General features: G+C 44.9%; 12 protein-coding genes. 5 read left to right on the top strand and 7 right to left on the bottom strand.

All coding sequences use genetic code 11. The annotated features are described in order from the left end of the window. Window positions 1-59: 59 nt before the first annotated feature. From AACW06_RS03335 to priA, 6 genes are all read right to left on the bottom strand, one after another. Complete coding sequence (locus AACW06_RS03335; RefSeq protein ID WP_192073978.1) at window positions 60-977, bottom strand: 1,4-dihydroxy-2-naphthoate polyprenyltransferase; 918 nt, start codon at window positions 975-977, stop codon at window positions 60-62. Window positions 978-1,087: 110 nt separating this feature from the next. After that, on the bottom strand, window positions 1,088-2,419 hold the full coding sequence (gene hslU / locus AACW06_RS03330; RefSeq protein ID WP_192073977.1) for an HslU--HslV peptidase ATPase subunit: 1,332 nt from the start codon (window positions 2,417-2,419) through the stop codon (window positions 1,088-1,090). A 37-nt stretch (window positions 2,420-2,456) separates the two neighbouring features. Continuing rightward, entirely contained in the window at window positions 2,457-3,023 is a 567-nt protein-coding gene (hslV, locus tag AACW06_RS03325) for an ATP-dependent protease subunit HslV (RefSeq protein WP_053309607.1), read from the bottom strand. 123 nt (window positions 3,024-3,146) lie between these two features. Continuing rightward, a complete protein-coding gene (locus AACW06_RS03320) occupies window positions 3,147-3,689 on the bottom strand; it encodes an SPOR domain-containing protein (RefSeq protein ID WP_192073976.1) in 543 nt (180 codons plus the stop codon). Between the two features lie 101 nt (window positions 3,690-3,790). Next, window positions 3,791-4,798 carry a DNA-binding transcriptional regulator CytR gene (cytR, locus tag AACW06_RS03315; RefSeq protein ID WP_176246601.1) on the bottom strand — a complete coding sequence of 336 codons (1,008 nt, stop codon included), beginning with the start codon at window positions 4,796-4,798 and terminating at the stop codon, window positions 3,791-3,793. A 283-nt stretch (window positions 4,799-5,081) separates the two neighbouring features. Next, entirely contained in the window at window positions 5,082-7,283 is a 2,202-nt protein-coding gene (gene priA / locus AACW06_RS03310) for a primosomal protein N' (RefSeq protein ID WP_192073975.1), read from the bottom strand. 267 nt (window positions 7,284-7,550) lie between these two features. Here priA and rpmE point away from each other — a divergent pair, with 267 nt between their 5' ends. Together rpmE and AACW06_RS03300 are read left to right on the top strand one after the other, a co-directional pair. Next, complete coding sequence (gene rpmE, locus AACW06_RS03305; RefSeq protein WP_053309611.1) at window positions 7,551-7,769, top strand: 50S ribosomal protein L31; 219 nt, start codon at window positions 7,551-7,553, stop codon at window positions 7,767-7,769. 216 nt (window positions 7,770-7,985) lie between these two features. Then, window positions 7,986-9,263: a malic enzyme-like NAD(P)-binding protein gene (locus tag AACW06_RS03300; protein WP_053309612.1), complete on the top strand. Its 1,278-nt coding sequence runs from the start codon at window positions 7,986-7,988 to the stop codon at window positions 9,261-9,263. A gap of 155 nt (window positions 9,264-9,418) precedes the next feature. Here AACW06_RS03300 and metJ read toward each other — a convergent pair whose 3' ends face one another. Continuing rightward, entirely contained in the window at window positions 9,419-9,745 is a 327-nt protein-coding gene (gene metJ / locus AACW06_RS03295; protein WP_192073974.1) for a met regulon transcriptional regulator MetJ, read from the bottom strand. A 288-nt stretch (window positions 9,746-10,033) separates the two neighbouring features. Between metJ and AACW06_RS03290 the strand changes: the two genes are divergently transcribed. The 3 genes from AACW06_RS03290 to metF all read left to right on the top strand — a co-directional run bounded on the left by AACW06_RS03290 (window position 10,034) and on the right by metF (window position 14,735). Next, window positions 10,034-11,200 (top strand): O-succinylhomoserine (thiol)-lyase, encoded by a 1,167-nt coding sequence (locus AACW06_RS03290; protein WP_192073973.1) that lies wholly within the window; start codon window positions 10,034-10,036, stop codon window positions 11,198-11,200. Further along, window positions 11,200-13,611, top strand: a complete 2,412-nt coding sequence (locus AACW06_RS03285; RefSeq protein WP_192073972.1) for a bifunctional aspartate kinase/homoserine dehydrogenase II — start codon at window positions 11,200-11,202, stop codon at window positions 13,609-13,611. The genes AACW06_RS03290 and AACW06_RS03285 overlap by 1 nt, the downstream gene beginning before the upstream one ends. A 233-nt stretch (window positions 13,612-13,844) precedes the next feature. Further along, the gene (gene metF / locus AACW06_RS03280; protein ID WP_192073971.1) at window positions 13,845-14,735 is read left to right on the top strand and encodes a methylenetetrahydrofolate reductase; all 891 of its coding nucleotides are present in this window, start codon (window positions 13,845-13,847) and stop codon (window positions 14,733-14,735) included. The last annotated feature ends 14 nt before the right edge of the window (window positions 14,736-14,749 follow it).

Raw genomic sequence — 14,749 nt, 5'->3', positions numbered from 1 at the left:
CGAAAATCATCTTCAACGAGTATATAGGGTCATTAAGTCATTGCAATGACAAGACACAATTAACTCGTCAGAGTTTGAGCTATAACAATTCCAACAAACAACAGGTTGGTGATAAGCGAACATTTCACCACAACCGGCATCATAGGTGCGATTTGCGCGGGCTTATCGCTCACCCACACCGCCTTACCATGCTTCACCACCACGACAATACTGAGCAAAAATGGCAAGCTAATCCACACCGGGCTAGATTGCATAACGAGATAGCCAGCAAAAGCTGTAACTGCTCCGGCCAATAACATAAAGTGGTATTGTTTGGCACGGGTTTGCCCTAAACGCACAGCTACGGTGCGTTTTCCACAGATTGCATCATTTTCAATATCTCGCATGTTGTTGATATTGAGAACGGCAACCGCCAATAAACCACAGCCGAGCGCCGGTAAAAACAAGCTTGGCTCGATATTTCCGGTATGCAAAAAATAAGTGCCCGAAACCCCCAACAAACCAAAGAAGATAAAAACGGAAAGATCGCCCAAACCAACATAACCGTAAGGTTTGTTGCCGACGGTGTAAGCAATAGCGGCAATAATAGCCAACACGCCTAGCCCTAAAAACGCCAGAATACTTTGCAAGCTATCCAGCGCATAAAAAACAAGCACTAATCCTGATAACACCGTAAGCACAATGTTAATCACCATCGCTTGCTTCATGTCAGTCAGTGTCACCACCCCAGATTGGATGGCCCTCATGGGGCCTAATCTCGCCTCATTATCGGTGCCCTTTATCGCATCCCCGTAATCATTAGCTAGGTTGGATAAAATCTGTAATAGGGTTGCGGTGAGCAACGCAAGCAAAGCAATAGGAGCAGAAAAGTGACCAGCAGAAAACGCTAATGCACTACCCGTTAAAATAGAAACTAGGGCTAGAGGGAGTGTTTTCGGTCTGGCGGCATCAAACCAGATATGGAGCGAATTCTTCATGCAAAGTCATAACCTATGAATAATGTTGAGAGTATACGCTCAATTCCATGCCAATAAAAAGCCCGTCGTATTTGACGGGCTACAAGCTTATTTTGGAAAAACGCAGCGAATTAAAGAATAAAGCGGCTTAGGTCTTCATTTTCTACTAGCTCACCGAGGCGCATTTTCACGTAAGCGGCATCAATGGTCATTGACGAACCAGGCTTATCGGTGGCATCAAAAGAGATTTCGTCCATCAAACGTTCCATTACGGTATGCAGACGACGAGCACCAATATTTTCAGTGGTTTCATTAACCTGCCATGCCGCTTCTGCAATTTGTGTAATCCCATCCTCGGTAAATTCAATATTTACATCTTCGGTTTTCATCAGTGCAATGTACTGCTCTGTGAGTGATGCTTTGGGTTCAGTCAGAATACGTTTGAAGTCGTGACTAGATAGCGCTTCTAACTCAACACGAATCGGCAAACGACCTTGCAGCTCAGGAATAAGATCAGAAGGTTTCGCCACTTGGAAAGCGCCCGAGGTAATAAACAAGATATGGTCGGTTTTTACCATACCGTGTTTTGTCGAAACGGTGCTGCCTTCGATCAATGGCAATAAGTCACGCTGCACCCCTTCACGAGAAACATCTGGGCCAGAACTTTCACCACGCTTACAAATTTTGTCGATCTCATCAATGAAAACAATACCGTTATTTTCAACGTTATAGATAGCTTGATCTTTCAACTCTTCTTGATTAACCAGCTTGGCGGCTTCTTCTTCGGTTAATGCTTTAAAAGCGTCTTTAATTTTGAGTTTACGCTTTTTCTTGGTGTCACCAGCCAGGTTTTGGAACATACCTTGTAGTTGGTTGGTCATCTCTTCCATGCCAGGAGGAGCCATGATCTCAACCCCCATTTGTGGCACAGCAACATTGATCTCAATTTCTTTATCGTCCAGTTTCCCTTCACGCAATTTTTTGCGGAAAACCTGACGAGTGTTCGAGCTTTCTTCGCTTTTTTCGTTCTCACCCCAAGCATCACGAGCTGGTGGCAATAAAGCATCTAAAATGCGATCTTCCGCTTGTTCTTGGGCACGAAATTGCACCTTTTCCATCGCCTGTTGGTGAGTCATTTTTACCGCAACATCGGTCAGGTCGCGGATAATGGTCTCAACTTCTTTACCTACGTACCCCACTTCGGTGAACTTGGTCGCTTCGACTTTAATAAAAGGCGCGTTAGCAAGCTTAGCCAGACGACGAGCAATTTCCGTTTTACCAACACCCGTTGGGCCAATCATTAAAATATTTTTAGGCGTGACTTCAATACGTAAACTTTCTTCAAGCTGCATACGACGCCAGCGGTTACGCAATGCGATAGCAACGGAGCGCTTAGCTTTATCCTGACCAATAATGTGTCGATTGAGTTCATGAACAATTTCACGAGGGGTCATTTCAGACATAGTAGTTTCCTTAATTCTTTTACACTAAATACTATCTTTATTTTTCGACTGACTGTGGTTTTTCCAATAGCAGCTCAGTGGGAATTTCTAGTTCTTCGATAGTATGGAAATGGTTGGTGAACACACAAATATCGCCTGCAATTTTTAGTGCTTTTTCGGCAATTTCACGTGCGTCTAATTCGGTATTTTCTAACAGAGCTGTAGCAGCGGCTTGTGCAAAGTTGCCACCAGAACCAATCGCAATCAAGTCGTTTTCTGGCTGAACAACATCCCCGTTACCAGTGATAATGAACGATGCCGTTTCATCTGCCACCGCCAAAATAGCTTCTAGCTTGCGCAAGGCTCGGTCGCTTCGCCAGTCTTTCGCTAGTTCAACCGCAGCTTTAGTCAGGTGACCTTGGTGCATTTGCAATTTGCTTTCGAAACGCTCAAACAGCGTAAAGGCATCAGCGGTGCCACCAGCAAATCCCGCTAGTACTTGGTTATTGTATAGACGACGAACTTTGCGGGCATTGCCTTTCATTACGGTATTACCGAGCGATACTTGTCCGTCACCCGCGATGACAACTTTATTATTACGACGTACAGATACGATAGTAGTCACGACAGGGCCTCTTATTTATTTTCTCGATGGAGTTGGCAAATATATGAGGATGCGAAGAAAAGATTTCAAGTCGAAGAGGATAACTCACCGCAAGCAATAGCTAACTTACGGTGAGAATAATGTTTACTGTTGCTCTTTCCAGATAGCACAAGGCTCAATTTTAGCACGCTGCAATTTGTGCTTATCGCGCTCAGCATCACGCTTAAATTTATACGGACCAAGCACAATACGATACCAACTGCTATCTTCCTTCTTGCGGATTTTGCTGCTTAACCCTTGGAAAGCGATATCGAGTTTACGCGCTTCTGCCTGTTGCATAGTTTTATAAGCGCCACACTGCATAATGTATGGGATATCAGAGACTTTCTGCTCTTTGGCAACAACTTCAACTTCCCGCTTCGGCAAACTGTCAACATAATCCCACTTTTCTTCAGGAGGAGGTGGAATAACATCGGTTGGCTTTGCCTTGGTTACCGGTTTAGGTTGTACCACGACCGGTTGCGGCGGCTCAGGATCTTTACTCAAAAGGTATAAACCATAACCAAAAGCGGAAACCAGTATTACTGCCAATAAACCACTACGCCAAGGTTTACGACGTGAGGCTGCTTTTTTTGGGGCCGGCTTTTTCGGACTACGACCGCGCCTTATATAATCTTTATTAGCCACAGAAAATTCAAAAGTTGATGGTTTGACCCAATGTTAATGTAGTTTACTGCCACTTAACAGCGCTGAAATGGAAGCAGCGCATCAAAAATGCGCTGCCAACGTTACACTAAACGAGGAGGAGCGGCACTTTCCCGAACCACTAGACTCGTTTCTAGCAATCGAGAACCTGCACCAACTTCATGACCACGCAGCAGTTCTAGCATCATCAACATCGCTTGACGGCCAATTTCATAACGAGGCTGGGAAATGGTTGTCAGCGGTGGATCACAATAGCTCGCAAATTGAATATCATCGAAACCAACAACAGAGAGGTCTTGTGGTACACGTAACCCTAGCCTCTTAGCTTCTTGAATGGCACCTATCGCCATTGTGTCATTATGGCTAAAAATAGCAGTAGGAGGCTCAGGTAAAGCCAGTAACTGTCTTACCGCTTTAGCGCCTGCCTCAAAAGTAAAGTCACCATAAGTACAATATGCTGGATTCAACGTTATTCCTGCGCGGCGAAGTGCCTGCTGATAACCTTGATGTCGAAATTGGCACAATGTGGCCGCTTCCGGTCCAGAAATCTGTGCAACCCGTTTATGCCCTAACTGAGTTAAGTAATTCACTGCTTCAAATGCTGAGGTGAGATTATCGATGTGTACTGTCGGTAGTTCCAATTCAGGAGCAAATTCACACGCCATCACCATCGGTGGCAAATTTTTCTGTTCGGGTTTGCTGACATCAAAAGGAAGATCCGTTCCAAGTAGCAGCATGCCATCCGCTTGTTTGGTGAAAACTAAGTTAACCAAAGATCGCTCGCGCTTTTTCTGTTGGCCACTGTCACCCAATAAAACAAGGTAGCCATGCTCCATAGCTGCGTCTTCAATGCCTCGAATGATCTCTGTGAAATAAGGGTCACAAATATCAGGGACAATCGCCACAATAGTTTTTGATTCATTTCGACGTAAGTTTCGAGCGAGAGAATTTGGTGAATAACCAGCCTCCAAAACGGCATCTTCTACACGTTTACGCGTTGAAGATGACACTTTTTCTGGGTTCATCAATGCCCTTGATACTGTGGCTGTTGATACACCGGCAAGCTGGGCAACATCCTTCATTGTCGCCATAGAAATTAACCCTCTTATCAAGTCTTTCGTTGGTGGAAAATCCACACATTATTATTGCTATAAAGTAAATGCCGTTACCCGTCATTTACTTCAAAGGTATGTTGGATAGTCTATTCATTTCCAGACAGAAAGTTACGGTCAGATTAACAAATTTTGCATAATAAGCGTGAACCTCATCACAGTGATGATGATTCATTTTCTTGATAAAAATAACAGCATGATTTTTTAGCACTCGTTTGCTTCAATGCGTTACAGCTTGTTACACAAAAAACGATAGCCAAGTTTAACTGAGATCTTGCGGTTCAATATCTAAAGACCAACGAATTTTTTTAGATAATGGCAACATAGTGATCGCTGGCTTAGCACTCATTAATAACTTTTGCATCAACGAACGAGTCTGAGTTTGCAACAGCAGTTGCCAACGAAATTTACCCGCTCGTTTAGCCAACGGTGCAGGAGTGGGCCCAAGTACTAAACAGCTCTCATCAAATAAAGGGTGAATCTCTAAGGTATGACGAACTTGGCGCAAAAACTCTTCAACCATCTGCGCTTGATTGCCCTCAGCTTTAAATAAGGTCAAGTAAGTATAAGGTGGCAGCATCGCGATTTTTCGTTCTTCTAGGGCGGTTTGCGCAAAGTGGTGATAGTCCTTGCTTAGTAACGCTTGCAACAAGCTGTGCTCGGGGTGGTGAGTTTGCAAAATAACCTCCCCTGGTTTACTGGCTCGCCCTGCTCGTCCCGCCACTTGAGTAAACAGCTGAGCCAAACGTTCCGAAGCGCGAAAATCACTGCTGTATAACGATCCATCAACATCCAATAGTGCAACCAAAGTGACATCGGGAAAATGGTGTCCTTTAGCAAGCATTTGAGTGCCAATTAATATTTTATATTCACCATTGCGAATCGAAGCTAACGCGTTTTCCAAGCTGCCTTTACGACGCGTGCTGTCGCGATCAATACGAATGGTCTTGTAATCAGGAAAAATCTGCGCCAGTTGCGATTCGAGTTGCTCAGTCCCAACGCCAACGGTCACCAATTGAGTTGAGCCACATCCTTGGCATTGATGCACCACAGGACGCTGTGAACCGCAATGGTGACAGCGCATCTCACTGCTGTATTGATGGAAGGTATAGTAAGCATCACAGCGCTTACATTCCGCTATCCAGCCACATTCATGGCACATCAGCGCCGGAGAAAAACCACGTCGGTTAAGAAACAGCATCACTTGATTACCCGCACTCAGATGTTTTCTCATCTCGGCAATTAATGGTGCTGATAAACCACTTTCTAAAAACAGGCCTTTGACGTCCAACACTTTATTCTTGGTTGGAACCGCCACACCAGCGCGCTGGGTCAGCGTTAGGTGGTGATATTTGCCCGTTAACGCATTATGTAATGTTTCTAAAGCCGGAGTTGCCGAACCAAGTACAATTGGGATTTGCTCAAGATGAGCACGCATCACCGCGACATCGCGTGCGTGATAACGCAAACTATCTTGTTGCTTATAAGACGCGTCATGCTCTTCATCAACGATAATAATGCCAAGGTCAGCAAAAGGGGTCAGCAGAGCTGAGCGGGTGCCAATAACAATACCCGCTATTTTGTCGCGAGCCGCGAGCCACGCATTAAGGCGTTCCGTATCATTGAGCCCAGAGTGCACCACCGCCACAGGCACATTAAATCGCTTACGAAAACGGTTGATCGTTTGTGGAGTTAGGCCAATCTCAGGCACTAAAACTAACGCTTGGCGTCCTTTTTCTAATACTGGTTTAATGAGGTTTAAATAGACTTCTGTTTTCCCAGAACCAGTAACACCTTCGAGCAGATAACAAGCAAATTGGGTGTGGCTATTGATAGAGGCAATCGCAATCACCTGCTCATGGTTTAGCTTGGGCTTTTCAACTGCCGCTTCTAATTGTTGTGGCCACGCTTTGGCAATGGGTTTCTTTTCAACAGATTCAATCCACCCTTTTTCCTCTAGCGTTTTTAATACTGCGCTGCTTACTTCTTCATCGATAAACTGTTGGTGTGAAACTGACCCACCTTCGAGCATTGTCATTACTTTGGCTTGTTTAACCGCTCGACCAAAACCTTGCATCAATTGATTACGTCCGGCAATCGTCAATTGCCATTCCAGTAAAGTAGAGAAATCGGCCGCTTTGCCTTTGCGTAATGCTGAAGGTAGTGCATTAAACAAGGTTTCGCCCAATGGGTATTGGTAAAATTGACTGCTCCACGATAGTAAACGGTAGAGTTTATCTGACCATACGGGTTGGTTATCTAATACTTGCTTGAGTGGCTTGAGCTGATCTAATGGAAAATCCGATTCACTGACCAATGCCGTCACAACCCCAACTAGAGTCTGACGACCAAACGGCACCGACACTCGTCCACCTACAATCGGAAACAGATGCCCAGGGATCTGATAATCAAACTGTTTATCCAGTGGTACAGGTAAGGCAACTCGTGCAATGGTGGGGCGCATAATCGTCCATTAGTGGTACAAAAAGTAAGAAAACACAGTCTACTGGATGCTTCCATTAAATTCGAGCTTCGTCACTGTACAAAAATGTGGCGAAAATAGCGGCGAAATGGCTTGATCCACTGCAGATGATTCATTAATATATCGCGCCTTGATGATATGGCTTAGTGCTCACTATTGAACATGAAGCGGTATCAACATTTTTTATTAACTACGTGTGGTGTCCGGCTCAGATTCGGATAGCGACACGGCCCAATTTGAGGTTATCCCATGAAAGCTGGTATCCACCCAGAATACAAAGCAGTTAGCGCAACTTGTTCTTGCGGCAACGCATTCGAGTTCAGCTCAACTCTAGGCAAAGAATCTATCCACCTAGACGTGTGTGACAAATGTCACCCATTCTACACTGGTAAGCAACGTATCGTTGATACAGGCGGCCGTGTAGATCGCTTCAACAAGCGTTTCGGTGCTCTATCTAGCAAAAAGTAATTATTTACTATTTTGTAATAGAATTAAAAAAGGATGCTTCGGCATCCTTTTTTATTGGCATTTTTTTTATATAGTGATTTTTGTCATCACTCTCAGGTCTTATCAGCACGGTTTTCAGCCATTTTTAATGAAGCACGTCGCGTTCCTACCTAGGAAGTTTGACTGACATCCATTAGAATCATTGACCTTTCCAACCCAATACGAGCACCTAAACCTATGTCAGATGACCATAATCAAGAATTGACTGCAGAAGAACAATTTCGCCAACGTGCGCTCGATTACCACGCTTACCCGACGGCAGGTAAAATCGCGGTATCTCTCACGAAACCAGCAGACTCAGCTGAAGATCTCGCGCTAGCTTACAGCCCTGGCGTTGCTGAACCGGTTCGTGAAATCGCACAAAATGTAGATAACGTTTATAAATATACAGCGAAAGGCAACATGGTCGCGGTTATCTCTAACGGCACTGCAATTCTTGGTTTAGGCAACTTAGGGCCAATGGCTTCTAAGCCAGTAATGGAAGGTAAAGCACTATTATTCAAGCGTTTTGCTGGCCTTGATTCAATCGACATTGAAGTAAAACACCGTACCATTGATGAATTCGTCGATACCGTCGCCAATATTGCCGATACGTTTGGTGGCATTAACCTCGAAGATATCAAAGCACCAGACTGCTTTGAAATTGAACGTCGCTTAATTGAGCGTTGTAATATTCCAGTTTTCCACGATGATCAGCACGGAACGGCAATTGTTACGGCAGCGGGCATGCTCAATGCTATTGAACTACAAGGCAAAAATCTAAACGAATGTACCATTGTCTGTCTTGGTGCAGGTGCAGCAGCAACAGCATGTATGGAACTGCTGATCAAATGTGGGGCGATGCGTGAAAAAATCTACATGCTTGATCGTAAAGGTGTGATTCACACCCGCCGTGATGATCTGAATGAATATAAGCAGCTTTTTGCGAGCAACACCGATAAGCGAACCTTGGAAGACGCCATCACTGGCGCTGACTTATTCCTAGGGGTATCCGGCCCGAACCTACTGCCAGCGGAAGCATTGAAACTGATGGCCGACAAGCCAGTTGTGTTCGCTTGTTCAAACCCAGATCCTGAAATTAAGCCAGAACTTGCCAATGCAGTACGTGATGATTTAATTATGGGTACTGGCCGCAGTGACTATCCAAACCAAGTTAATAACGTATTGTGTTTCCCATTCATCTTCCGCGGTGCTTTAGATGTACGCGCCAGTGAAATCAATGATCAAATGAAGTTAGCGGCTGTCGAAGCCATTCGCGAACTGGCCAAAGAAGAAGTGCCTGTTGAAGTACTTAAAGCAGCTGGAGTTGAGTCTCTAAGTTTTGGCCCTGACTACATCATTCCAAAACCAATGGATCCTCGCCTGCTACCTCGCGTAGCAAAAGCCGTCGCTCAGGCAGCGGTTGACTCAGGCGTAGCTCGCATTGAAATGCCAGAAGGCTACATGCAAGAGTAACGTTGTCGATTGAAAACAAAAAAACCGCAGCTTTCGTTCTGCGGTTTTTTTTGTTTTTAACGATGTTGATAAAATCATGTGCAGGTTTTGCAGATCAGCACACCATTGTGGTCACTTTTCCAAAAATAAAGACAAAGTGTTATCGATGTGGCGCGTTACGCTTCTTCATCGTCGTATGCTTCAAACTCAATGCCCATCGCGGTCATCAATGCTTTCGCTTCTGTTGGAATATCATCTGGGCGATCTTTTCTTAAATCTTCATCGGTCGGTAAAGGTTGGCCGGTATAAGCATGCAAAAAAGCTTCGCATAGCAACTCACTGTTGGTTGCATGACGTAAGTTATTGATCTGACGGCGAGTGCGCTCATCAGTTAATACTTTTAACACTTTCAATGGGATTGAAACGGTGATTTTTTTCACCTGCTCACTTTTTTTACCGTGTTCAGCGTATGGGCTAATGTATTCCCCATTCCAGTCTGCCATTGCGCACCTTCGTTATCGTAATTTGTCAGAAAAAGTTTGATGGCTGATTTTAGCGGGATTTACCGCCATAAGCAAAGACATATAGACGTCTAGAAGTGTTGACGTCTTATTTTTTGATCGGTAAAGTGTAACGCTATTAGTCTGGGAAGCAGCAATATCAAACATTATCAGATATGGTATATGTATACCCAAAGTAACTTGAGTTTCTCTCGGCGGCAACTCTAAAGAAGATAAGAATACCCCTGTAGGATGTCACTCTCAGTGAGTTTATTAGGCAAGGAAACCGTTATGACCACTCGCAAGCCAGCCACCATCGCTGTTCGTACTGGTATTGAATCAGATTCTCAATACCACGCTGTTGTACCACCAATTTATCTTTCGACAAATTATGGCTTTCCTGCTTTTGGTGAAGTACCTCAATACGATTACACCCGTTCAGGAAATCCAAACCGCGGCTTGCTTGAAAAAGCGCTGTATGAACTCGAGTCCGGTCTTGGCGCTGTCGTCACTAACTGCGGCACTTCTGCACTCAATTTATGGGCGTCTGCATTTCTTAGCGCAAATGATCTAATTGTTGCCCCCCATGACTGTTACGGTGGTACTTATCGTCTATTCAACACTCGCGCCCAAAAAGGGGATTTCAATGTCTTGTTTGTTGATCAATCCGACCCTCAAGCGTTAAGTGCGGCGCTGGCTAAAAAACCGAAATTGGTATTGTTAGAAACCCCCTCTAACCCACTTGTACGCGTTGTCGATATTGCCGATATTTGTCATCAAGCGCATCAAGTTGGTGCGCTCGTGGCCGTCGATAACACCTTCCTTACCCCTATATTTCAAAAACCATTGTTGCTTGGGGCAGACTTCGTTATCCACTCCACTACAAAATACATCAATGGTCACTCTGATGTAATCGGTGGCGTTGTTATTACCAAAACCGAGCAACACGCTGAAGAATTAGCCTGGTGGGGTAACTGCCTTGGTGCAACGGGGACACCATTTGACAGCTATATGACACTGCGTGGTATTCGTACGTTGGGCGCTCGCATGCGTGTTCATGAGGAAAATGCTGGTGCAATTTTAGCTTATTTGAAACACGAAGCATTGGTAAAAACGATTTATCACCCTAGTCTGCCACAACACCCTGGTCATGAAATTGCGAAAAAACAACAGTCAGGATTTGGCTCAATGCTCAGTTTTGAATTTGCCGGAAACTTTGAGCAATTGAAGTTTTTTGTCGGTCAGTTAACGCTATTCTCACTGGCTGAATCTTTGGGTGGTGTCGAAAGCCTTATTTGCCATCCAGCATCAATGACACATCGCGCCATGGGTGACGCAGCTTTAGCTGAAGCGGGCATTTCAACGCAACTATTACGCCTATCTGTAGGTTTAGAAGATGCTCACGATTTAATTGCCGATCTACAACAAGCCTTTGCCAAAGCCAAGGAGGCATTTTAATGACTGTATTGCGACAACTGCATAAATTTGGTGGCAGTAGCCTTGCTGACCCTGAATGTTATAAAAGAGTGGTGAATATCTTAAAAGAGTATTCACACAATAACGACTTAGTGGTGGTTTCTGCGGCTGGCAAAACCACCAATCACTTGATTGCCTTTCTTGAAGCTCTCAACAAAGATGGTCGATTGGCGCATGAGAACCTACAAGCGGTTCGTCAATTTCAAACTAACCTAATCGACGCACTACTTGATGACAACTCAGCCGATACTTTGCGCGACCTATTAAATGCCGAAATACGCGCGTTAGGTGAACTGTCTGCGCCGTTGAATACGGCACAGCAAGCCTGCGTGTTAGGACATGGTGAAGTTTGGTCTTCACGTTTACTAGCCGCATTACTCAACCAAAACGATCTTGCCGCGGTTGCTCAAGACGCGCGTGCTTTTCTTCGCGCTGAAACAGGCACACAACCAGAAGTTGATCGCTCACGATCCTATCCTCTTTTAAAAGAAATTCTGGCACAGCACGTTCATCATCGCATCATCATTACTGGTTTTATGGCACAAAATGAGCAGGGCGATACCGTATTGCTAGGCCGTAATGGTTCTGATTATTCTGCCACCATGATCGGTGCATTAGCCGAAGTTAATCGAGTTACGATTTGGAGTGACGTCGCTGGAGTATACAGCGCAGACCCACGCATTGTCAGCGATGCTTGTTTGCTGCCACTCTTACGTCTAGACGAAACCAGTGAACTGGCGCGCTTGGCCGCGCCAGTATTACATAGCCGAACTTTACAACCTGTCGCTCAAAGCTCGATGGATTTACACTTACGTTGCAGTTATCAACCCGAATCCGGTTCAACCCATATCGAGCGTGTGCTTGCTTCTGGACGTGGGGCTAAGATCATCACCTCGTTAGAAGATGTCTTGCTGATTGATCTTTCCTTTAGCCACGGTCATGACTTCCAACGTCTGCAAAGCAGCGTTCTGCGCAACTTACAACGTGCCCAACTTGAACCGCTAGCATTTGAAGCCCAAGCTGATCAACACCGCTTACGTCTAGCCTACACCACTGAAATTTCAGGAGGCGCTCTCGCCCACCTTCAAGACACGGCTTTCGAAGCTGAAATTAAACTCAAAGAAGGGTTTTCTTTAGTTGGCGCGGTTGGCGCAGGCGTCACCAAAAACCCAAATCACTGCTACGGTTTTTACCAACAGTTGAGATCATCCCCAGTTGAATTTATTTGTGAGTCAGAGTCTGGGCTTAGTTTAGTTGCCGTGCTACGCAAAACCGCAGTAGAACCACTAGTAATAGGCATGCACAATCAACTTTTCCAAGCGCAAAAACGTGTTGCGTTAGCGTTATGTGGCAAAGGTAATATTGGTTCGAGTTGGCTGAAATTATTTGCAGAGCAAAAATCAGAGCTTGAAAAGCGACGTGGAATGAACTTTGAACTGGTGGCGGTTATCGACAGCCAAACCTATTGGTTTGATGAACAAGGCATCAATGCTGAATCGGTACTCGAACGATTTAATGATGAAGCCATCTCTTACCAAGGTAAGGAATGGCTACAACACTTGAGTAATATCCAAGGATATGACGATCTCATCGTGTTAGATGTCACAGCCAGTTCTGAACTCGCAGAACGTTACCTCGATATTGCCGAGCATGGCATGCACTTAATTTCCGCCAACAAAGTCGCAGGCTCCGCCTCTAGTCAGTCGTATCATCAAGTGAAAGATGCCTTTGCTAAGATCAGCCGTCATTGGTTATACAATGCGACGGTTGGTGCCGGTTTACCTATCAACCATACCGTTCGTGATCTCCGTGAAAGTGGTGATGATATTGTCGCGCTGTCAGGCATTTTCTCTGGCACGCTATCATGGCTATTCCAACAATTTGATGGTTCGATTCCTTTTAGCGAGTTAGTTGATCTTGCTTGGCAACAAGGCTTAACAGAACCCGATCCTCGTAGTGACCTCGATGGCTCTGATGTGATGCGCAAGCTGGTCATTTTAGCTCGTGAATCTGGCCTACACATTGAGCCAGAAAACGTAAAAGTTGAATCACTGGTGCCTGAAGAGCTTAAAAATCTATCGTTAGATGACTTCTTAGATAAGAGCCAACTACTGAGTGAGAGATTGGCTGAACGTCTTGAAAAAGCACAACGTGAAGAGAAAGTACTGCGCTACGTAGCAAGGCTTGAAAAGAATGGTAAAGCCACTGTTGGGGTTGAAGCGCTGGATCGCGAACACGCTTTAGCTAACCTCCGGCCGTGTGACAATATTTTTGCCATCGAGAGTAAATGGTATCGTGATAATCCATTGGTTATTCGCGGGCCAGGAGCAGGCCGAGAAGTAACTGCAGGAGCAATCCAGTCGGATTTAAACTTGCTGTCTAGTTTTCTTTAACTAAAGGAGTCATTGGCTCCTTTGTTTGTTTTTGGCCAACAAAGAATGCTATAACTGATTGCGAGTTATATCAGCGTTTCACTTGAGTTCTACTCACGTTCAATATGAATATTCTTCATGATTACAGTGTTGACATTAAAACGTATTCAATACATTCTGTGGACATATAGACGTCTAAACGTCAATTCAAGGGATTTTAGTTTGGCAGGAAGTTCGCCACAGGGAGAAGTAAGATGGGATACACACACGCCAGTCATATCGATGCACTAAACCAAAATATTGCAGAACTGTCTGACAATATCAATGTGTCATTTGAATTTTTCCCACCGAGCTCTGAAAAGATGGAAGAGACGCTGTGGAATTCGGTACATCGCTTAAAAACGCTGCAACCTAAATTTGTTTCTGTCACTTATGGTGCAAACTCTGGCGAACGCGACCGTACTCACTCCATCATTAAAGAGATCAAAGATCAAACCGGTTTAATCGCAGCCCCTCATTTGACTTGCATCGATGCATCACGTGAAGAGCTTATTCAAATTGCTGACGATTACTGGAACAACGGCATTCAAAGCATTGTGGCATTGCGTGGGGATATTCCTGTCGGTGGTGGCAAGCCAGAAATGTATGCTTCAGATCTGGTTGAGTTACTAAAAACACGTCATGATTTTGATATCTCTGTTGCCGCCTTTCCAGAGGTTCATCCTGAAGCAAAAAGTGCACAAGCTGACCTACTTAATCTAAAACGTAAAGTTGATGCCGGTGCCAACCGCGCGATTACCCAGTTCTTCTTTGATGTAGAAAGCTACTTACGTTTTCGTGACCGCTGCGTGGCGGCGGGTATTGATGTTGAAATCGTACCGGGAATTTTGCCTGTATCCAACTTCAAACAAGCCTCGCGCTTTGCTGCACAAAACAATGTCAAAGTGCCGGGTTGGATGGCAAAACAGTTCGATGGATTAGATGATGACCCAACCACTCGCCAGCTTGTCGGAGCAAGCCAAGCTATCGACATGGTCAGAATTTTAAGCCGTGAAGGGGTAAAAGATTTCCATTTCTATACGCTAAACCGTGCCGAAATGACCTATGCGCTATGTCATACATTGGGCGTAAGACCGAAAGCATAATACCAATCGTAGTA

The organism is Vibrio sp. S12_S33 (genome assembly GCF_963889785.1).
Taxonomy (GTDB): Bacteria; Pseudomonadota; Gammaproteobacteria; order Enterobacterales; family Vibrionaceae; genus Vibrio; species Vibrio aestuarianus.
This window is presented reverse-complemented; position numbering and strand designations above follow the sequence as displayed.

Bases quoted from the DNA above. Each gene is read 5' to 3' on its own strand.
- AACW06_RS03335 (WP_192073978.1), bottom strand. From the start codon at position 977: ATGAAGAATTCGCTCCATATCTGGTTTGATGCCGCCAGACCGAAAACA.
- hslU (WP_192073977.1), bottom strand. From the start codon at position 2,419: ATGTCTGAAATGACCCCTCGTGAAATTGTTCATGAACTCAATCGACAC.
- cytR (WP_176246601.1), bottom strand. From the start codon at position 4,798: ATGGCGACAATGAAGGATGTTGCCCAGCTTGCCGGTGTATCAACAGCC.
- priA (WP_192073975.1), bottom strand. From the start codon at position 7,283: ATGCGCCCCACCATTGCACGAGTTGCCTTACCTGTACCACTGGATAAA.
- rpmE (WP_053309611.1), top strand. From the start codon at position 7,551: ATGAAAGCTGGTATCCACCCAGAATACAAAGCAGTTAGCGCAACTTGT.
- AACW06_RS03300 (WP_053309612.1), top strand. From the start codon at position 7,986: ATGTCAGATGACCATAATCAAGAATTGACTGCAGAAGAACAATTTCGC.
- metJ (WP_192073974.1), bottom strand. From the start codon at position 9,745: ATGGCAGACTGGAATGGGGAATACATTAGCCCATACGCTGAACACGGT.
- AACW06_RS03290 (WP_192073973.1), top strand. From the start codon at position 10,034: ATGACCACTCGCAAGCCAGCCACCATCGCTGTTCGTACTGGTATTGAA.
- AACW06_RS03285 (WP_192073972.1), top strand. From the start codon at position 11,200: ATGACTGTATTGCGACAACTGCATAAATTTGGTGGCAGTAGCCTTGCT.
- metF (WP_192073971.1), top strand. From the start codon at position 13,845: ATGGGATACACACACGCCAGTCATATCGATGCACTAAACCAAAATATT.